The following is an 18745-nucleotide window of genomic DNA, read 5'->3' as shown; positions in this document are numbered from 1 at the left end:
GGTGTAAGTGTTTGCTTATATTGCAGACTACAACAGGTATGGCACGACAAGTTGTAGACTGGCCATTAGATCGCATTCCCAACTAGAATATGTCATTTACTTCTATGCCCTCGCTGCGTGAACAACAACATCCCCTAATTCGTCAGCTAGCTGATTGTATTGAGGCAGCTTGGCATCAGCACCTAGATTTATCCCCTTACCATTTGCCTAATGAGTTGGGGTATGTGGAAGGTAGACTAGAAGGCGAAAAACTGATAATTGAAAACCGTTGCTATCAAACGCCCCAGTTTCGGAAAATGCACTTGGAACTGGCAAAAATCGGAAATATGCTGGATATTTTGCATTGCGTCATGTTTCCCCGTCCAGAATACAACCTGCCGATGTTTGGTTGCGATTTAGTTGGGGGTAGAGGTCAAATTAGTGCTGCGATCGCAGACCTTTCTCCTATCCAAGTAGAACGCACCTTACCAGAATCTTATACTTCTGCACTGACACAGCTAACGGTGCTTAATTTTTCCCAACCCCGTGAATTACCAGAATGGGGAAATATTTTTTCGGATTTTTGTATCTTTGTGCGCCCCAGTTCTCCTGAAGAAGAAACAATGTTTTTGTCGCGGGTGCGAGAATTTTTAGATATTCATTGCATCCAAGCGATCGCCTCACATCCTGTTTCAGTTGAACAAGTCACCCAAAATCTTGCTGGACAACACAACTACTGCACCAAACAGCAGCAAAACGATAAAACCCGCCGCGTCCTAGAAAAAGCCTTTGGGCCAGCTTGGGCAGAAAATTACATGACCACAGTTTTATTCGACCTCCCAACTTAATCATCCCCTGCATCTCCCTCATCTCCCCCATCTGTAGGCTCTGCTACGTTTTCAGCTAACGGATAAATGTAGAATTCATTCAACGAGAGTTTAATGGAGTTCCAAAACAGCAACAGGGAGAATAGTAAGGTCTTTGAAACGAATATTACAAAATGGTTTGTTGTCTTGGTAGGTGCAAACAACTAGAGACAGCTAACTCATTGACCAGAAAGTTAAGGAAACTCTGATGTTAGGAATGTTCAATTTGACAGACATTTTTTAGTTAGTTAATCGTTGATTGACTTAAGGAAGACTAACTTTTGTAGCAAGATTGTGTCCAACAAAGGCAACAGTCTATTTTTGATGTTTCTTTTCAATTTTGTGACGAACTATAGCCGTAGTAAATGTAGCAGTAAAGTACCGCATCATACCAATTGAGAATTTTTTATAGAGATGCGATATATCGCGTCTCTATATCTAGATTCATACTGCTTGTGAATTCTGCTAACTCCCATTGCACTCATGTCTCAATAATACTCAGAGTTATTGAATAGCCAGCTACTATAGCATTTCTCAGTTTCAATACAGACCTAACCCCGCGCCCTAGTCAGCCTTAAAGCCTCTCTCCTTTTAAAAGAGAGGTTTGGAGAGAGGTCAAAGTGTATTGCATACATAATGAGCGGCTATAGAAAACACCATTTTGTAAAGCCATAGTGTTGAACGTTCATCACACAATGGATTTTTAAGCCATACCCAGCTTGAAACCACTGTTGTTTATCCTAACAGCTGGCTGTTGATTAAAAACCTTTTTATTTTTACTTCCATCAGCACAATTCAGGTAAATGGGCAACATACTATGTCAAGGGTGACTGAAAAGCCGAAGCCAAGTGAACAGACACTAAATCATGAACAACCTAAGATTTGGTGGGGTATCGCTGTAGCTGTGCCAGTAGTAATCGCTGCTGGGATACTAGGTACGGCCAAAATCGAGCAGTTAAGAAAACTAGCTACATCCGTACCAGTAATGCCATCTACCAATAGCATTAGTGCTGTAGGGCGTTTGGAACCGCGAGGCGAAGTTGTTAAATTGTCCGCCCCATCATCAGGATTAGCGCCATCGTCACGAATTCAGCAACTTCTGGTGAAAGAGGGTGAACAGGTAAAGCAAGGTCAAATTGTGGCAATTTTGGACAACCGCGATACCCAAATAGCCGGACTACAAGAGGCAAAAGCGAAAGTCCAAGAAGCCCGTGCGAATTTAGCACAAGTCAGGGCTGGCTCTCCGAGAGATATTCAAGCTCAAAGAGCAGTTATTGCTCGCCTACAAGCGCAGTTAATTGGCGAAAGGAATGCAGGGCAAGCAACGATCGCGCGGGTTGCAGCTCAGTTAAGTGGTGATAAACTTGTCCAACAAGCAACCGTGAATCGCCTAGAAGCTGAACTTAGTGGGCAAAGAGATGCTCTTAGAGCAACCGTTGTACGTATTCAAGCCGAACAGCGTAATGCTCAAGTCGATGCCGGACGCTATGATTATTTATACAAAGAAGGTGCTATTTCTCAGCAAGAGCGGGATAGAAGACGCTTGAGTGCAATAACTGCTAATCAGCAGGTGGCTGAAAGCCAAGCTACCCTAAAGCAGACATTGGCAACCTTGCGACAGCAACTTGCTGAAGCTAGAGCCAACCAAATACAAAATTCAGCAACTTTGCAACAGCAGTTAATCGAAGCTAAAGTTAACCGCGATAAAAATGTCGCAACTTTGCAAAGACAAATCGATGAAGAAAAGGCCAAACTGAGCAGAATTTTAGATGTTAGTCCTACCGATGTGCAAGTAGCACAAGCCCAAGTTAGTAATGCGATCGCAAATGTTAGAAAAGCCGAAGCAGAACTAAGGTTAAGCTACGTTCAAGCACCAATCGCTGGAGAGATTTTAAAGGTTTACACCAAATCGGGTGAAGCGATCGGCGCAAATGGTATTGCTGAAATTGGCCAAACCAACCAAATGTTTGTAATTGCTGAAGTCGCTGAAGACAGCATTGGTAAAGTGCGTCTTGGTCAAAATGCTACTATCACCAGTGATAACGGTGCATTTAGCGGCGAATTAAAGGGAACTGTCACTGATATTGGCAGAAAAATTGGTAAAAAAGATGTGCTGAATACAGATCCAGCCGCAGATGTAGATGCCAGAGTTGTAGAAGTTAAAATTGCTCTGTCTCCAGAAGATAGCCAGAAAGTTTCTGGTTTAACTTACGCCAAAGTTATTGTCGATATTAATAATTAATTAAGTTGTCGGTGAGCAGTAATCCTAATCCATAATTTGATATTTTGGATTAAAAATATTCTTGAATGGTCTGTTTAATCAATTTTAAACATTCTATCAATCTGGTACGGGTGTCACCATAATGGGTTGAAAATCTAAAATTGCTACTCTTGTTGAGACGCCTATAAAATGAATCAAAAAATACCTCTATCGTGGCTACAACTGACAAGGGAAAAAACTCGTCTAGCTGTGGCTTTAGCAGGAATTGCTTTTGCCGATATTTTAATGTTTATGCAACTCGGCTTTCGGGATGCTCTGTATTATAGTAACGTTCGATTCCATAACAGCTTGCAAGGCGATATTGTTTTAATTAATAGTCAATCTAACGCTATATTGGCAATGAGAAGCTTTTCTCAACGGCGATTATATAAAGCATTAGAATTACCAGCAGTTCAATCAGTACATCCGATCTATTTGGACTTTACAATCTGGAAAAATCCTGTAACAGGCCGTCCTCGGAGTATCCTAATTTTTGGAATGAACCCAGAAACTAACCTAGTGAACTTACCTGGAGTTCAGGAAAATTTAGATAAACTTAAACTACCTGATGTAGTTCTATTTGACCGTTCTTCTAGGGTAGAGTATGGCCCGATCGCTGTTAATTATGACCAAGGAAAGCCTGTAACGGCAGAAGTGCGAAGGCGGCGAATTAAAGTAGGAGGACTCTTTACATTAGGTGCATCATTTGGTGCAGATGGTAATTTAATTACGAGTGATATCAACTTTTTCCGAATATTCAGCAATCGTCAAAAAGGATTAATTGATATTGGGCTAATTAGATTAAAGCCGGGAGCAGATGCTAATGTTGTTGCCCAACAATTACGAAAGTATTTACCTAATGAAGTAAATGTTTTAACTAAACAAGAATTTATTGATTTTGAGCGGAGTTACTGGGCGAATAGTACAGCTATTGGCTTTATTTTCACATTAGGGACTGTCATGGGTTTCATTGTGGGTACTGTGATTGTTTATCAAATTCTTTATACAGAAGTTGCAGACCACTTAGCTGAGTACGCTACCCTCAAGGCGATAGGTTACACACAAAACTATTTATTGACGGTCATTCTTCAAGAAGCTTTGTTATTAGCAGCTTTAGGCTACTTTCCTGGAATAGTTTTTGCATTATTTATGTATAACAGCGCCAGAAGTGCAACACTATTACCAGTTTTTATGAGTTTTGAGCGAGCGGTAATGGTATTAATTTTGACTATGATGATGTGCATTATTTCTGGTGTGATCGCAGTTAGAAAACTACGCTCTGCCGATCCAGCAGATATCTTTTAGTTAATATTATATTAATTAAAAAATATTAGTAATAACTTTGAATTATAATCGTAATTAAGCAAATTTCCTTTCTGAAAGTCACTACAGTTAAATTTTGGAACTAATAATTTATAACTAACAAAAATATGATGGAAAAAGAACCTGTAATCGCCATTAAAAATCTCAATCACTTCTATGGCAAAGGCTCACTGAGAAAACAGATATTATTTGATATCAACCTAGACATTTATCCAGGTGAGATTGTGATTATGACCGGGCCATCAGGTTCAGGTAAAACAACCTTACTGAGCTTAATTGGCGGTTTGCGGTCTGTACAAGAGGGAAGTTTAAAATTTTTAGGTGAAGAACTTATTGGCGTCAGTCAAAACAAATTAGTGCAGATGCGACGCAACATTGGTTATATTTTTCAAGCTCACAATTTGCTAGGGTTCTTGACAGCCAAGCAAAATGTGCAAATGGCAGTGGAATTGAACGATAATATTTCTCAAGCAGAAGCAATGGCTAAATCAAAAGCCATGCTAGGGTCTGTTGGTCTAGAAGAACGAGTTGACTACTACCCAGACAATCTTTCTGGTGGACAAAAACAAAGAATTGCGATCGCCCGCGCCTTGGTGAACCGTCCTCCCTTGGTACTAGCAGACGAACCAACAGCCGCATTAGACAAACAATCAGGACGCGATGTCGTGGAAATAATGCAGAGTCTTGCCAAAAATCAGGGAACTACTATCTTATTGGTGACACACGACAACCGCATTTTAGACATAGCCGATCGCATCGTCGAAATGGAAGATGGTCTTTTAACCCGTAATTCTCCCAATACAGTTATTCAGTCATGATTTTTAGTCATTAGTCATTTGTCCTTTGTGAACGACTAATGACCAATGACCAATGACAGCCATAATTTATTGTCTAGCCGAACCTGATTTTTTAATTCCAGATGACTTTGGTGGAGTTGGAGTATTTGGTTGGCGACTAGTACGGAAAGTTACATTCACCCCTTCATTCGATTGTTCCATCACTAGTAGAGGCGTAGGTTTAGCCTTTTGATCCCAATGCATGGTAGCAATCCGACCTTGAATTATTGGTTGCCAACTATCTTCGTCTTCTATCGGGCTTAGGTAAGTTTCTATACAATCAATAATTTGACTAATAGTCGCAGAAGTTGCTTGCGTCGGTAATTTCATTAACCGGATTTGAATCCGAAACAGCACCCGTTTAGCAGCATTTCCTGGACTACCAGTCTCATACTCGACATCAAAAATTTCATCTACTTGCCGTCCAGCACTATTAGCAATTCCAACCGATCCAAGTTGTGCTTGATTTGGACGCAGGGCTTGAGAAATTTTTTCTTTGATCTGAATCTTTATTTGATTAAGAATTGCAAAGTGAAACACCTCCTCTGACATCCGCATTCGCAGATAATCCAGGTTAAAGTCCCGTGAGTTCACCAAATCGGGATTAGTTTCCATTTTGCGAATTGTTTCCAGCGCCAGCTTAAACTTTTTCTCTAGTTCTCGGGCGCGGAATTGTTCAAACTTAAGTTTTTTCTCCAGCTTATCTTTCTGGAGTTTAATATACACAATCAAAGCAATCACCACTAAAGCCAGTCCTCCAGAAGTTACCAACAATAATGGTGGTATTTGAGGATTACTTGCTGGCACTTCCTGGGATGCCTTTTTAGTAGTCTTTTTCCCGGAGGATTGGGCAAGAAACATTGAAGTGGACATGGTGGGAAACTGAAAAACTTGACTCCTGATGTTTAGGATGCCCAAATATTCAAGGTCATCTTGCTGTATGATTAATATTTTTTACAGCCTTTTACAAACCGTATATGTCCAGAGATTTGAGCCTCGCTCCCCTATCTGAGGTTTCATCTACAAGCTTGAGCAATATTCGTCTGATAGCCACAGATATGGATGGCACCCTGACTAGACGAGGAAAATTTACTCCAGCACTACTACAAGCTTTAGAGGATTTAGCCGCAGCTGACATTAAAGTGCTAATTGTCACCGGACGTTCTGCTGGGTGGGTAAGTGGATTGAGTAGTTTGATGCCAGTAGCAGGTGCGATCGCAGAAAATGGCGGTTTGTACTTTCCACCTGGAAATCAGAAACCAATAGTCTTAACACCCATTCCCGATTTAGCTCAACATCGCCAGCAGTTGGCTACGACTTTTGAGAATTTACAAACTAAATTTCCCCAAATCCAAGAATCTGCTGATAATCGCTTTCGCGTCACCGACTGGACTTTTGATGTAGCTGGTTTGCGTCAAGACGAACTACAAACCCTAGATAATCTCTGTCAACAAATGGGTTGGGGATTTACCTATAGCAACGTGCAGTGTCACATTAAACCCCATCAAGATAAAGCTGTGGGATTGTTGCAAGTATTGCGCGAATATTTTCCCCAGTACTCATCAGAACAAATTGTCACTGTTGGCGATAGCCCCAATGATGAAAGTTTATTTAATCGGCGCTATTTTCCTGTTTCTATAGGCGTGGCAAATGTCCTGGAATATGTGAATCAGTTAAAATATCAGCCTGCTTACATTACCACTGCTGCCGAAGGGGAAGGATTTTGTGAGTTATCTAGTTATATTTTGAAAAGCTTGCACATCTCAAGTTAGAGAGAAGTTGAGTTGTTCTACAATAATCTCGTAGCACTGATTTTACAACCATAACCGAAACACATTCATGATACAGAGCGACTGAATTTATTTATGGGGATTGTTAATTTTGAATTTTGAATTTTGAATTTTGAATTCGGAGCGAAGCGACGTGACGGCTACTTTACCTGTTAGTGTCGAATCAGAAATCTTCTACCCTAGTGCTGATGGTCAACCAGTGGCAGAAACTTACGACCACCTTTATGCTTTACTAACTACCTTAGAAGTCCTGAAACAGTATTTGGCAAATCGTCAGGCAACAGTATTGGGAAATCAATTTCTTTACTATGCACAAGGTTTTCCCAAATTGCGGGTAGCCCCAGATGTAATGGTGATTTTTGATGTTGCGGCGGTCGGGACAACTATAAAGTTTGGGAAGAGGGTCAAGTACCCACAGTTATTTTTGAAATGACATCCTTTGGGACAAAAGGACAAGACGAAATCTTCAAAAAGACCCTCTATGAGCAGCTAGGTGTCAAGGAATACTGGCTATTTGACCCGAAAAGCGAGTGGGTGGAACAACAGTTACGTGGCTATCGTCTGCGGGGAGAAATCTACGAACCTATAGAGGATGGACGTAGTGAACCGTTACAACTGCGGTTGGTGGTTGAGGAAAGGCTAATTGGATTTTATCGAGAGGATACAGGGGAAAAATTACTGATCCCTGGTGAACTGGCACAGGCTTTAAGGCAGGAAGTTTTAGCAAGACAGCAGGCAGAAGAACTGGTAGAACAAGAACGCCAACGAGCAGAACAGGAACGACAACGAGCAGAACAGGCAGAATTGCAGATAGAACAGTTAAAGGCAAGATTGCGATCGCTCAATGTAGACCCCGATACTATTGAGTAACACACACCAGAAGTTGCTATAGCTACGCCCATCGTAGACATGGTAGGTGTTATAAACAAGTAGACAATTTGTTACCTGTGTTTTTGCTACATTTATTACCTGAGACAGAATACAATAGATGAATCTCTAGGGCGTTTCAATCTAGTAAGTCTCAACAATACTAATTTAATTGAGAAGACTGTTTTATACAGTAATTTCCAAGCAAAACTGAATCAAAGGATAAATAAACCGCCAACTCTTTAAGTACCCAGAGACGCTAAGAGATTAACAGATACTTCAAGGATAGGTTAGCGTTTTATTTCCTACTTCTACTAGAAAGTCCAAGATCAATGTCGAGTTAAGAATTTACCTTTAAATAGTGAGGTATAAAATTATGCAAGAAATTGAAAGATTCTTTGGCAACTTGTTCAGTGGCATAATTAACCGCTTTAAGTATTCTGCGATGGACGCTGCCGATCGCAAAATGAGAGAAACTATCGACGATCAGATCGAACAACGGCGACAAAAACCTAAATCCCAAGATCGAGAAGACCGCGAGTAGATGAGATGTTAGAATAGCAACATTTTCATCGCTAAAAGCATAGCGTTGCCCGATTGTTGAGTGGGCAGCCCTATTTTCTCGCCCTCAATCTACATAATCAATCTATAACTCTCCCTATTGGGTTAGCAGTCTGTGTTAACCTAGTATGGTTAACTAATCTCGCACATCTAAGAATTCGGGTGTTTCCCAATGGAAATACACTTGGATGGAGGTTTAACCCGAATCGGAGTTGAAAATTATATGCCAGTAGTTTCATTGGCTCAAATGATGGAGTCAGGGGTTCACTTTGGGCATCAGACCCGGCGTTGGAACCCAAAAATGTCCCCTTACATTTATACTTCCCGCAATGGCGTGCATATTATCGACTTGGTGCAAACTGCCCAGTTGATGGATAATGCTTACAACTACATGCGATCGCACGCAGAACAAGGGAAGAAATTTCTTTTCGTCGGCACCAAGCGCCAAGCAGCTGGAATTATTGCCCAAGAAGCCAGCCGTTGTGGTTCCCACTACATTAACCAACGCTGGTTGGGCGGAATGTTGACCAACTGGGCAACCATCAAAACACGGGTTGACCGTCTGAAAGATTTAGAACGCCGTGAAGAAACTGGCGCACTAGATTTATTGCCGAAAAAAGAAGCATCAATGCTACGTCGGGAAATGACGAAGCTTCAGAAATACTTGGGTGGCATTAAAACAATGCGGAAAGTACCCGATATCGTGGTAATCGTAGACCAACGCCGGGAATATAACGCAGTTCAAGAATGCCAAAAGCTGAATATTCCCATTGTGTCCATGTTGGATACAAACTGTGACCCCGATGTAGTAGATATCCCCATCCCAGCAAACGACGATGCTATCAGATCAATTAAGCTGATAGTAGGAAAATTGGCAGATGCCATTTATGAAGGTCGTCACGGTCAGCTAGATGCTGAAGATGATTACGAAGATTACGACGGTAGTGAGTATGACGATGACTACGAAGAAACCGAATATACTGATGCCGTAATTCCCGAGGAGGAAACAGAAGAATAGTGCTGAGTCAAGAGTGCTAAGTCCTGAGTAAGATAGAAAGACTCAGCAAATTGAATAGTGCTGAGTCTTGATTTTTGAAGTTGTAAGTTGTGATTTGTCAATGAAGAATAAAATTGATAACTGAACACTCAAAACTCAGTACGGGCTAAACGCCCCGCTAACGCTAACAAAACTCAGTACTCAAAACTCAGTACTCAGTACTAAATTAGGTGAGTGATTATAACTCGAGGTCAAGTTAGGAATTGAGGCAAAATGGCGGAAATATCTGCAAAACTCGTCCAAGAGCTACGCCAAAAAACTGGTGCCGGCATGATGGACTGCAAAAAGGCGCTGATAGAGACTGAAGGCAACGTAGAAGAAGCCGCAGACTGGCTACGCAAAAAAGGCATTTCTAAGGCGGGAGCAAAAAGCGATCGCATTGCAGCAGAAGGTCTAGTAGACACTTACATTCAGCCCGAAGGTCGAGTGGGTGTACTCATAGAAGTCAACTGCCAAACCGACTTTGTTGCTCGTAACGAGGCTTTTAAAGCTTTAGTTAAGAATCTAGCAAAGCAAGCAGCGACAGCTGATAGTGTTGAGTCTTTGCTGGCTCAACCCTATATTGAGAATGAAAGTGCGACTGTAGAAGAATCCATCAAGCAAACCATTGCTACTCTTGGTGAAAATATCCAAGTGCGCCGCTTTGTTAATTTTGCAATAGCAGAAGGCACACAAGGCGTAGTAGACAGCTACATTCACACTGGCGGTCGAGTTGGTGTATTGGTAGAACTGGGTTCCCAAACTGAGTCAGCGGCTGCTAATTCAGAGTTCCAAACCTTGGCACGGAACACTGCAATGCAAGTTGCGGCTTGTCCCAATGTCGAGTATGTGAGCGTAGACCAAATACCCACCGAAATTGCCCAAAAGGAAAAAGACATTGAAATGGGCAAGGATGATTTGGCGAACAAGCCTGAAAACATCAAAGAAAAGATTGTTCAGGGACGGATTGAAAAACGCCTGAAAGAATTGACTTTGCTCGATCAGCCTTACATTCGCGATCAGAGTATTTCCGTGGAAGACTTGATCAAGCAAGTGAAGGCACAATTAGGCGAAGAGATTCAAGTGACTCGCTTTGTCCGTTATATACTGGGCGAAGGCATTGAAAAGCAAGAAATGAGCTTTGCTGATGAAGTTGCTGCACAAATGGGCACTAAGTAATATTAGTTAGGAGTTAGGAGTTAGGAGTTAGGAGTTAATAGGAAGTTAATAGGAAGTTAGCTTCATAATTCATAACTTAGTAATTCTTAATTCCTAATTGCTTAAAGGACAGGTCAAGCAAATAGCCTGACCTGTATTTTATTTAGTAAAGACAGAAAATATCGCATTTAATTTAATTAAAATCTAAAATTCTCTAGAAAGTTATCCTAAAATAAATTTGTACATTTGTACTATGTAATGGTTCAGATGGGCAAGAGCGAAAAAACATGGCAAGAGCAATCGAGCGAATTGAGCAGGATATTGCAGCACTCCAAGAAGCGATCCGAGCGATCGCAACCGAATTACAAAGCGCTTATGCTAGTTATCTAAATAGCTTGGGGCTAGCTGTACGCAAACAGTTGATTCTGGCGAGTTACCATCTCTGTACCCAAGGGTATCCCGAAAACTTTTTGCATTTGTCATTGAATCAGCGCCAACAACTGCAACAAGCCATCCGCAAGTTGGGTCAACTGGCAGCTGAACAATTGCTCATTTATCTTACAAGTGAAGAATCAGCGGAAGATGAGGTGGATGAGGAAGATGAAATTGATGAGGTCGATGAGGTTGATGAGGAAGTAACACCCTCTTCATCTTCACTATTTCTGGACACTTCTAATTCTCAGTATCTCACTGCCAACACTTCAGATCCTATAGAACTGGCAAAATGGCAACAGAAATTAGAAGAAGTCGCGCAAGAGATACTGAAAAAACTTTCGCATGATGCTAATCTTTTATTACAAAAAGCTGGAGTATTACCGAAAAAATTACCAGAACCGATTTTAGCCGCAGCGGCGGCAGCATCAGAAGCATCTGCTGAGGTCATGCCAGGGCCACCCAATTTATTAAACTTAGTAATTGAAATTGAAAATGAGCAACAGTCAGAAGATTCTAGACTGACTCAAATCATGGCTATTAACCTGCGGCTAGGAGAAATTGAATTTGCTGATGTGACACTTTCCTCAGATCGCAAGCGAATCCGCAGTATTTTAGTTCAGCTAAACAAACTAGGAAGAGAGTATAAAAAGAGATATAAAGAAAAAGCGATCGCTGAAGCGGAAGCTGCATGGCGCGCTAGTTGGTTTGAATAAAGTTGTGAGTTATGAATTATGAGTTATGAGTTATTTATTCCTAACTCTTAACTCCTCACTCCTCACTCCTAACTCCTCACTCTGCTGACCAATGACTAATGAAAAACCAGATTGGATACGATTGCACAAAGCCTTGACAATAGAAGCTGAACGTGGCTTTACAGACTTGATGGGCAGAGAATACCGTTTCAGTGAATTTCTGAGCCTAACTTTGGGTAAATTCCCAACAGGCTTACCCCATAGTGAACGCCGCCGTTGGCAAGGACTAGCGGTGCAATTTGCTAGTTATCCACATCTAGCACAGGAAGAAAGGCAGCATTTAGTAGCAGAGACTCGTAGGTATCTATCACAATTACAGCAAGAGGAGCAGGGGGAGCAGGGGAAGCAGGGGAGCAGAGGAGCAGAGGAGCAAGGGAGAATTTATCAATCCAAAATTAAAAATCCAAAGTCTTCAATTGTTACTGAGGTAAGTCGGAGACTTGCACCAAAAATTGAGCAAAAACTCAGTGATTTACCTGAAATAGGTTTTAAAAAAGCTGATAATTTGGCACGGCTTGGTTTACATACCGTTCGTGACTTGCTTTTCTACTATCCTCGCGATCATATTGATTATGCGCGTCAGGTGAATATCCGCGAGTTACAGGCGGGTGAGACGGTGACAATAGTGGCTACAGTGAAGCGTTGCAACTGCTTTTCTAGCCCTAAAAATCAAAAATTATCAATTTTAGAACTGGTAGTAAAAGATAACAGCGGTCAAATCAAAATTGGCCGTTTTTACGCAGGTACGCGCTTTAGCAGTCGCGCTTGGCAAGAAAGTTTAAAACGCCGTTATGCAGTAGGTAGCATTCTGGCGGCCTGTGGATTGGTGAAAGAAAGTAAATACGGCTTGACACTGGATAATCCAGAACTAGAGGTTTTGGCAAATCCAGGAGATACGATTGAATCGCTAAATATTGGGCGGGTAGTACCAATTTATGGACTAACTGAAGGCGTGGTGGCGAATACAGTGCGACAGGCGGTAATTGCTGCTTTACCTGCTGCGGCTAACCTGAAAGACCCTTTGCCAAGTGGTTTGCGGCAGAAGTATGGTTTGATGGAATTAAAAGATGCGATCGCTAATATCCATTTTCCCAGTGATAGCGCCGCCCTACAAGTTGCCCGTCGTCGCCTAGTTTTTGACGAATTTTTCTACTTACAACTCGGTTTATTACAACGTCAACAGCAAGCAAGAGCGATTCAAACCAGCGCCATTCTTGTTCCACGCGGTCAACTTGTAGAGAAATTTCACGAAATACTGCCTTTTAAACTCACTGGCGCACAGCAACGAGTTCTCAACGACATTCTCAACGATTTACAAAAACCTGTGCCAATGAATCGTTTGGTGCAAGGTGATGTCGGTTCTGGTAAAACGGTCGTCGCAGTGTTAGCTATCCTCGCAGCAATTCAATCTGGCTACCAAGCGGCCCTGATGGCTCCCACAGAAGTTTTGGCAGAACAACATTATCGCAAGTTAGTTGGTTGGTTTAACCTCTTGCATTTACCAGTGGAATTACTGACAGGCTCGACTAAAGCTGCTAAACGAAGACAAATACACTCCCAGTTAGAAACTGGTGAATTACCTCTGTTAGTAGGAACCCATGCCTTAATTCAAGACCCTGTAAACTTTCAGCAATTAGGGTTAGTAGTGATAGATGAACAGCATCGCTTTGGGGTAGAACAACGGGCACGTTTGCAGCAAAAAGGCAATCAACCTCATGTGTTAACTATGACAGCTACCCCAATTCCCCGAACCTTAGCACTGACGATACATGGGGATTTGGATGTGAGCCAAATTGATGAGTTACCACCAGGACGACAAAAGATTCAGACAACAGTATTGTCTGGTCAGCAACGCAACCATGCTTACGACCTGATCCGGCGAGAAATTGTCCAAGGTAGACAAGTTTATGTGGTTTTGCCATTAGTGGAAGAATCAGAAAAACTGGATCTGCGATCGGCTGTTGACGAGCATCAAAAGCTACAAGAAAGTGTTTTTCCAGACTTTCAAGTGGGGCTGCTGCACGGTCGCATGAGTTCAGCCCATAAGGATGAAGCGATTACCAAATTTCGTGATAACCAAACACAAATTTTGGTTTCTACTACCGTTGTTGAGGTTGGTGTAGACGTACCTAATGCTACAGTTATGCTCATTGAAAATGCAGAGCGATTTGGCTTATCACAACTCCACCAACTGCGCGGGCGTGTCGGTCGTGGCGCGGCTCAGTCTTATTGTCTATTGATGAGCAGTTCCAGAAGTCCTGATGCTCAACAACGTCTGAAGGTGTTGGAACAATCTCAGGATGGCTTTTTCATTTCTGAAATGGATATGCGTTTTCGTGGGCCAGGGCAAGTACTGGGAACTCGTCAGTCGGGAGTGCCAGATTTTACGTTGGCGAGTTTGGTTGACGATGAGGAAGTTTTACTTTTAGCACGGCAAGCAGCTGAGAAAATAATAGAAATGGATGCAACTTTAGAGCGCTGGTATTTGATGAAAGAAGAGTTGAAGTATCGGTATGAACGGTTAATGGGTGGGGCGATTTTGACATAATTTGACATAATATATATAATAATTCCCCCTAACCCGCATAACCCTTTGATTCCCTGTAGCGATGGCTTTGGGGAATTGTTATTTAGTAGGGTTATCTCAGTAGAAAATCGCGTTATTTGTATCAGGTTTGTAGTGCTAGCGATTAAATAATTTAACTATCACGCCGCCCTAAAAACAATATTTATCGGTGTTTGAGGACATTGAATCAAAGGAGAAAGTAAAATTGTAGGAGTTCAACACAAGGAAAATGACTGATACACCCGAATATTTCCCTAACCGAATAGACCGTATTGAACAAATAATCTTGGGGTTGGCACAAAGACAAACTAGTACACAAGAACAATTAGACAATTTAACCATTAGACAAGCTAACACACAGGCACAACTGGATGAACTAAGCCAAGAAATGAGAGAGCTAACCAGTAACGTTGATCGTGTTTTGGGTCGTAGTGCGATTTTGGATGATGTGTTACTTGAATTACGTGATAGCCATGAACAACATCAACGTAATTTTGAAGAACATCAGCGCACCACAAACGCTGCATTACAAAGTCTTGAGTCTATCTTGTTGCAGTTGATTAAAAATAATTCTTGAAATGCGATCATTGGAGTTAACGACCGCAGGTAACGTGTAAGAATACCTACGGTCAAACTTAAGTTATTTAGTATCCTCTTTATCCTTAGATGTTTGCAGCAAATAACGTACACCCATAGGCGATACGCTTACAGCTACAGGAATAAAATCAGGGTGTAAAATTTTGTAATGTATTTAATTAATTTTCTACAAATATCTGAAAATAATTTAAGTGTATGGATAATAACTTTTGTGGATAAATTTAATCATGAAGACATCTAAACTTTTTAAAGCTTTTAGTTTAGCAAGCGCAGTTACAATTTCATTATTTAGTATGAATTTGATGAACCAAGAGTCAGCATCTGCTGTAGATGTTACCCCCCCTGATTGGTGTATACATTCTGGCGCACGGATAGTATTGGGAAACTTTGACGGTAAAGGCGGCAGAGATGCTCTTTGTTATGATAAGGCAGGTTCTAAATGGTTTAATTACGCCAATGGTAAGAAATGGTATGTAAAAACATCTTGGTGTACTCACGAAGGTTCATATATCCAAGCCGTAAGGTACAATAGCAGCGACAACTACTACGACCTTGTTTGTAGAGATAACAAGGGAGGGTTTTGGGTAACGTATGCACTTAGTAACGGACATTTTCTTTTTTAACGTCTTGGTTATGTTGCAAACAATCAGATACACACTAGATATAGAAGATTGAAATTTAAAACTTTTCTAGTAATCTACTTTATGTAGTGAGTACAAAAGTTTTTGCAACACCAATTATGACCCCGTAGCGCGTCTCTAGCTGTGGGGTTTGTTTTTGGGGTTGGGTGCGATCGCAAAACTAGATTACATTGTAACCAGCAAGACAACCCCACAACCCTGTCAACTGCTACCAAAATCACCCACAGCAAGCGATAACTCTCAAGATGTGTATTCTGTCACCAAGTTGCAAAACCCTCGCCACACACCCTAAAACTAGCCAATAACGTTAAGTTGACACCAATGATTGCAATACGCCCCTACAACCGATTCATGTGTTACAAAGTTTTTTGGAAATGGTATTAGACCTAGCTCTGCACTCCTCACTATTCAATCACGATACGATACTTGCTGCATTTCGGCATAAGCTTGATAAACACCTTTCACGTTATACCAGTTGAGGAAAATTCGGGCAATTTCTAAAGCTAATTGCGGTTTACCTAAGTTAATTAGCCATTGCAACAACGGAGCCATTGTTCGTTCATTCAATGCGCCGTTAAGTGACAAAATTCCCCAAAGTAAGCGATGCAGCCAAGTCATTTGAATCATCATTCGCACTTCCCATGTAGGATGCTTTTGATAAAATAAAACTCCCATACGTCCGCGTTGAATTTCTTGGTCAATTAATCGGGGAATTTGCTCTAAGTTAAATGCTGGATGCCAGTGATATCCTACGGCTTCTGGACATTTAATTAGTGTCAAACCTAGTTTTTTCAGCCGCACACCTAATTCTAAATCTTCCCAGCCATAGAGTTGAAAACTAGTATCAAAAAGTCCCGCTTTATCTAGCCAATGTTTAGGAATTGCTACATTTCCCGTAGCAAAAAAAGCTGCTGAAAAATCTGTGACTTTGTAGGGTTCAGCCGTTGGATTGTTGAAATTACAAGTATTAATAACTGCACCGTAAGTGAAAAAGCGATCGCTCCCCAATTTCTTTTTCCCCTCTACTAGGGCGTCAGCATGAGCTTGCAGGAAATTCTTCAATACTACTAAATCACTATCAATAAAGATAATTGTGTCTCCCCACGCCTGTTCTACCCCCAAATTCCGAGCCGCAGCAGGGCCAGCATGATCTTGCTGAAAGCAGCGCACATGGGTAAACTCTTCTTTGTGTGCTGCTAACCACTCCAATGTGCCATCAGTAGAACCATCATCTACCAAGACAATCTCGTAATCAGTAACTGAACTTGGCTGACTTAACTCCTGCAACTCCAAGGCGCGGAGGCACTTTTCTAAAATCGGTTGGCGATTATAAGTCGGTATCACAACGCTGAAAAACACAGTCTCACCCACAACACTATTGATTTATCCATCTCCAGAATAGGACAGATGGGGCGCTGACACTGTTCCGTACTTGATTCATCTACCCATATTCTAGCAATAGCAATGTTTCGGGCTGGTGCTGGCACGTTACAAGTTGTACGAATTTCTGTGACACGCTCTAACCAATCCATACTTGCTCTTTTAGTTGTGTTTAAATCACCATCTAAATCCTACGAATTTCAACATTACCTGTAACATCAACTTGACACGCTAACCGCGCATGAGGATGATTAGCTGCTAAAGTTTCCAACGTTTCCTGTTCATCACGTTGGGAAGGAGAGATATCACCGATAACCTCAACCAAACAAGTGCCACAAATACCAGTCCGACAACCAAACAAAACAGGTGAATTTTGAATCGTGAGATGTTCAGACAAACTTTGATGACATTCCAAAGTTATAGGAACAAAATCACTTCCTGGAAACGATATTTTACAGAAGTCAGCCATAATACGCAATAATTTTACCTAAACAACACTCTTCCATTCCTTTCTGGGCTTCTGCGTATCTGCATGAGATAAAATCAAATCCTCTTGATGTTCAAAACCTTGAAAAGCCCTGTTTTGAGTTGCCAAATATCGAGAAATTGAATTAGTAGCCATCAGTGACATATCCCGATTACGTTGCCAAAGATAATCGAGCTTTTCAACATACACTTGATAAGATTTCATCGCCTCCTGATGAGTTGAAAAACTGCGTTGTAATCCTTCCGACTCCTCCGTAAAACAACGCCGCATCATTTCTTTAGCATCCCTGTCACTCATCTCAAAAATGCGCGATCGCAACACCCGATAAATATTACTATACAACGCCGGATCGTACCAAAAAATCCCGTTAATCGCAGCCGAAAAATGAAAATGATCGCGCTGACATCCTAGCAATCCTAAATTAGCAACCAGTCGCTCAAAAGCAGTTGGTGGCTTAAGACAAGTGATAACATCGTGAGATATAATTGTCGAACTATTGAAGTGAAAACTTTCATCCATGAAGTGATAATAGGAAATTTTAGCAGGAATTGGAGCAGCTTCAGGATGGGGATGTTTTTGATAATAATTGCTGAGTTTATGCTGTACTAACTTGCCGTTTAGTGTCCGCACTCCCCGGACAGTGAAATACTGACAAGCCAAAAAAGTATTATTCGCAGAAATCAGCCCAAAGTATTGAAGTTGAATTTTTTTCCACCAAGTTTTCAGGGCATTGGTGTCAGCATAAACCATCGTTTCTGTAAAGGGGCCACGCATGGGGTAGGTAAAGATAAGTTCCCCAAACAACGCTTGTTCAACCTGTTTGGCAATTGTGCGGAAGGCGTTAATGTGCGATCGCTCTTGGGAGGATTCCAAATCTAAGGTATCGCAGATTAAGCGAAAATCTTCTTGGGCGTAAAGTCCGGCTGCACTGGTTTGATTGAAAAAGATAGTTGCAATTTCAGCAGAAACAATTTGTGAGTAGTAAGCTACCCAGTAAAGTTGGTTCAAAATTATACGCTGATGTTGGCTGGATTGTTCCCATAAAGGTGTACCATATAGCAGCGAAAATTCCTCTGGGTTCCAATACTCGTTTTGGCAATCCTCATAGCGAAAATTGCTAACTTCTTCATCCATTAAAGCAGTATGATCTTGCTGTTTGTTGCGGGTGTGGTTGATTTGTAATTTGCGATGAATAGTTTTTTCCATATCCG

18 protein-coding genes and 1 pseudogene are annotated in these 18745 nt (G+C 41.4%); 14 read left to right on the top strand and 5 right to left on the bottom strand.

The features are described 5' to 3' along the window. The first annotated feature begins 89 nt into the window (after positions 1-89). From HWQ43_RS07555 to HWQ43_RS07540, 4 genes are all read left to right on the top strand, one after another. Entirely contained in the window at positions 90-827 is a 738-nt protein-coding gene (locus tag HWQ43_RS07555; RefSeq protein ID WP_292731818.1) for a phycocyanobilin:ferredoxin oxidoreductase, read from the top strand. An 835-nt stretch (positions 828-1662) separates the two neighbouring features. After that, positions 1663-3087 carry an HlyD family efflux transporter periplasmic adaptor subunit gene (locus tag HWQ43_RS07550; RefSeq protein ID WP_292731816.1) on the top strand — a complete coding sequence of 475 codons (1425 nt, stop codon included), beginning with the start codon at positions 1663-1665 and terminating at the stop codon, positions 3085-3087. Between the two features lie 168 nt (positions 3088-3255). Continuing rightward, positions 3256-4410 (top strand): ABC transporter permease DevC, encoded by a 1155-nt coding sequence (gene devC / locus HWQ43_RS07545; protein WP_292731814.1) that lies wholly within the window; start codon positions 3256-3258, stop codon positions 4408-4410. Between the two features lie 128 nt (positions 4411-4538). Then, positions 4539-5246 carry a DevA family ABC transporter ATP-binding protein gene (locus tag HWQ43_RS07540; RefSeq protein ID WP_094350512.1) on the top strand — a complete coding sequence of 236 codons (708 nt, stop codon included), beginning with the start codon at positions 4539-4541 and terminating at the stop codon, positions 5244-5246. Positions 5247-5312: 66 nt separating this feature from the next. Here the strand turns inward: HWQ43_RS07540 and HWQ43_RS07535 are convergent, their stop codons facing one another. Then, positions 5313-6137 (bottom strand): hypothetical protein, encoded by an 825-nt coding sequence (locus HWQ43_RS07535; protein ID WP_292731812.1) that lies wholly within the window; start codon positions 6135-6137, stop codon positions 5313-5315. A gap of 104 nt (positions 6138-6241) precedes the next feature. On the opposite strand from HWQ43_RS07535, the gene HWQ43_RS07530 reads away from it, so the two are divergent. The 10 genes and pseudogenes from HWQ43_RS07530 (at position 6242) to HWQ43_RS07485 (ending at position 15959) form a co-directional block, all read left to right on the top strand. Further along, the gene (locus HWQ43_RS07530) at positions 6242-7036 is read left to right on the top strand and encodes an HAD family hydrolase (RefSeq protein ID WP_292731810.1); all 795 of its coding nucleotides are present in this window, start codon (positions 6242-6244) and stop codon (positions 7034-7036) included. A 151-nt stretch (positions 7037-7187) separates the two neighbouring features. Then, a pseudogene (locus HWQ43_RS07525) lies at positions 7188-7924 on the top strand (Uma2 family endonuclease). Positions 7925-8297: 373 nt separating this feature from the next. Beyond that, positions 8298-8465: a hypothetical protein gene (locus HWQ43_RS07520; RefSeq protein WP_292731808.1), complete on the top strand. Its 168-nt coding sequence runs from the start codon at positions 8298-8300 to the stop codon at positions 8463-8465. A 240-nt stretch (positions 8466-8705) separates the two neighbouring features. Next, positions 8706-9500, top strand: coding sequence for a 30S ribosomal protein S2 (gene rpsB / locus HWQ43_RS07515; protein WP_163934263.1), 795 nt, complete (start codon positions 8706-8708; stop codon positions 9498-9500). Between the two features lie 252 nt (positions 9501-9752). Continuing rightward, positions 9753-10697 (top strand): translation elongation factor Ts, encoded by a 945-nt coding sequence (gene tsf / locus HWQ43_RS07510; RefSeq protein ID WP_292731806.1) that lies wholly within the window; start codon positions 9753-9755, stop codon positions 10695-10697. A gap of 266 nt (positions 10698-10963) precedes the next feature. Next, on the top strand, positions 10964-11824 hold the full coding sequence (locus HWQ43_RS07505) for a hypothetical protein (RefSeq protein WP_292731803.1): 861 nt from the start codon (positions 10964-10966) through the stop codon (positions 11822-11824). A 91-nt stretch (positions 11825-11915) separates the two neighbouring features. Further along, positions 11916-14411, top strand: a complete 2496-nt coding sequence (recG, locus tag HWQ43_RS07500; protein WP_292731801.1) for an ATP-dependent DNA helicase RecG — start codon at positions 11916-11918, stop codon at positions 14409-14411. Positions 14412-14658: 247 nt separating this feature from the next. After that, positions 14659-15006, top strand: a complete 348-nt coding sequence (locus HWQ43_RS07495) for a hypothetical protein (RefSeq protein ID WP_292731799.1) — start codon at positions 14659-14661, stop codon at positions 15004-15006. A gap of 313 nt (positions 15007-15319) precedes the next feature. Beyond that, complete coding sequence (locus HWQ43_RS07490; RefSeq protein WP_292731797.1) at positions 15320-15649, top strand: hypothetical protein; 330 nt, start codon at positions 15320-15322, stop codon at positions 15647-15649. A gap of 148 nt (positions 15650-15797) precedes the next feature. After that, positions 15798-15959, top strand: coding sequence for a hypothetical protein (locus HWQ43_RS07485; RefSeq protein ID WP_292731795.1), 162 nt, complete (start codon positions 15798-15800; stop codon positions 15957-15959). Between the two features lie 116 nt (positions 15960-16075). On the opposite strand, the gene HWQ43_RS07480 is transcribed toward HWQ43_RS07485, so the two are convergent. The 4 genes from HWQ43_RS07480 to HWQ43_RS07465 are packed head-to-tail and all read right to left on the bottom strand — an operon-like array spanning position 16076 to position 18740. Continuing rightward, entirely contained in the window at positions 16076-17026 is a 951-nt protein-coding gene (locus tag HWQ43_RS07480; protein ID WP_292731793.1) for a glycosyltransferase, read from the bottom strand. Further along, positions 17008-17199: a hypothetical protein gene (locus HWQ43_RS07475; RefSeq protein WP_292731791.1), complete on the bottom strand. Its 192-nt coding sequence runs from the start codon at positions 17197-17199 to the stop codon at positions 17008-17010. Before HWQ43_RS07475 ends, HWQ43_RS07480 begins: the two co-directional genes overlap by 19 nt. A 32-nt stretch (positions 17200-17231) precedes the next feature. Beyond that, positions 17232-17516, bottom strand: coding sequence for a 2Fe-2S iron-sulfur cluster-binding protein (locus HWQ43_RS07470; RefSeq protein WP_292731789.1), 285 nt, complete (start codon positions 17514-17516; stop codon positions 17232-17234). A gap of 18 nt (positions 17517-17534) precedes the next feature. Further along, positions 17535-18740, bottom strand: coding sequence for a P-aminobenzoate N-oxygenase AurF (locus HWQ43_RS07465; RefSeq protein WP_292731787.1), 1206 nt, complete (start codon positions 18738-18740; stop codon positions 17535-17537). Between the last annotated feature and the right edge of the window lie 5 nt (positions 18741-18745).

Origin of the sequence: Nostoc sp. JL31, from assembly GCF_017114965.1 — a bacterium.
In the GTDB taxonomy this organism is placed as follows: Bacteria; Cyanobacteriota; Cyanobacteriia; order Cyanobacteriales; family Nostocaceae; genus Nostoc; species Nostoc punctiforme_A.
Note: the sequence above shows the minus strand (reverse complement) of the source record. Positions and strands in the feature narration are given on the sequence as shown.

What these genes read in the sequence shown, in the direction of transcription:
- HWQ43_RS07555 (WP_292731818.1), top strand. Translation starts at nt 90, where the DNA reads ATGTCATTTACTTCTATGCCCTCGCTGCGTGAACAACAACATCCCCTA.
- HWQ43_RS07550 (WP_292731816.1), top strand. Translation starts at nt 1,663, where the DNA reads ATGTCAAGGGTGACTGAAAAGCCGAAGCCAAGTGAACAGACACTAAAT.
- devC (WP_292731814.1), top strand. Translation starts at nt 3,256, where the DNA reads ATGAATCAAAAAATACCTCTATCGTGGCTACAACTGACAAGGGAAAAA.
- HWQ43_RS07540 (WP_094350512.1), top strand. Translation starts at nt 4,539, where the DNA reads ATGGAAAAAGAACCTGTAATCGCCATTAAAAATCTCAATCACTTCTAT.
- HWQ43_RS07535 (WP_292731812.1), bottom strand. Translation starts at nt 6,137, where the DNA reads ATGTCCACTTCAATGTTTCTTGCCCAATCCTCCGGGAAAAAGACTACT.
- HWQ43_RS07530 (WP_292731810.1), top strand. Translation starts at nt 6,242, where the DNA reads ATGTCCAGAGATTTGAGCCTCGCTCCCCTATCTGAGGTTTCATCTACA.
- HWQ43_RS07520 (WP_292731808.1), top strand. Translation starts at nt 8,298, where the DNA reads ATGCAAGAAATTGAAAGATTCTTTGGCAACTTGTTCAGTGGCATAATT.
- rpsB (WP_163934263.1), top strand. Translation starts at nt 8,706, where the DNA reads ATGCCAGTAGTTTCATTGGCTCAAATGATGGAGTCAGGGGTTCACTTT.
- tsf (WP_292731806.1), top strand. Translation starts at nt 9,753, where the DNA reads ATGGCGGAAATATCTGCAAAACTCGTCCAAGAGCTACGCCAAAAAACT.
- HWQ43_RS07505 (WP_292731803.1), top strand. Translation starts at nt 10,964, where the DNA reads ATGGCAAGAGCAATCGAGCGAATTGAGCAGGATATTGCAGCACTCCAA.
- recG (WP_292731801.1), top strand. Translation starts at nt 11,916, where the DNA reads ATGACTAATGAAAAACCAGATTGGATACGATTGCACAAAGCCTTGACA.
- HWQ43_RS07495 (WP_292731799.1), top strand. Translation starts at nt 14,659, where the DNA reads ATGACTGATACACCCGAATATTTCCCTAACCGAATAGACCGTATTGAA.
- HWQ43_RS07490 (WP_292731797.1), top strand. Translation starts at nt 15,320, where the DNA reads ATGAATTTGATGAACCAAGAGTCAGCATCTGCTGTAGATGTTACCCCC.
- HWQ43_RS07475 (WP_292731791.1), bottom strand. Translation starts at nt 17,199, where the DNA reads ATGGATTGGTTAGAGCGTGTCACAGAAATTCGTACAACTTGTAACGTG.
- HWQ43_RS07470 (WP_292731789.1), bottom strand. Translation starts at nt 17,516, where the DNA reads ATGGCTGACTTCTGTAAAATATCGTTTCCAGGAAGTGATTTTGTTCCT.
- HWQ43_RS07465 (WP_292731787.1), bottom strand. Translation starts at nt 18,740, where the DNA reads ATGGAAAAAACTATTCATCGCAAATTACAAATCAACCACACCCGCAAC.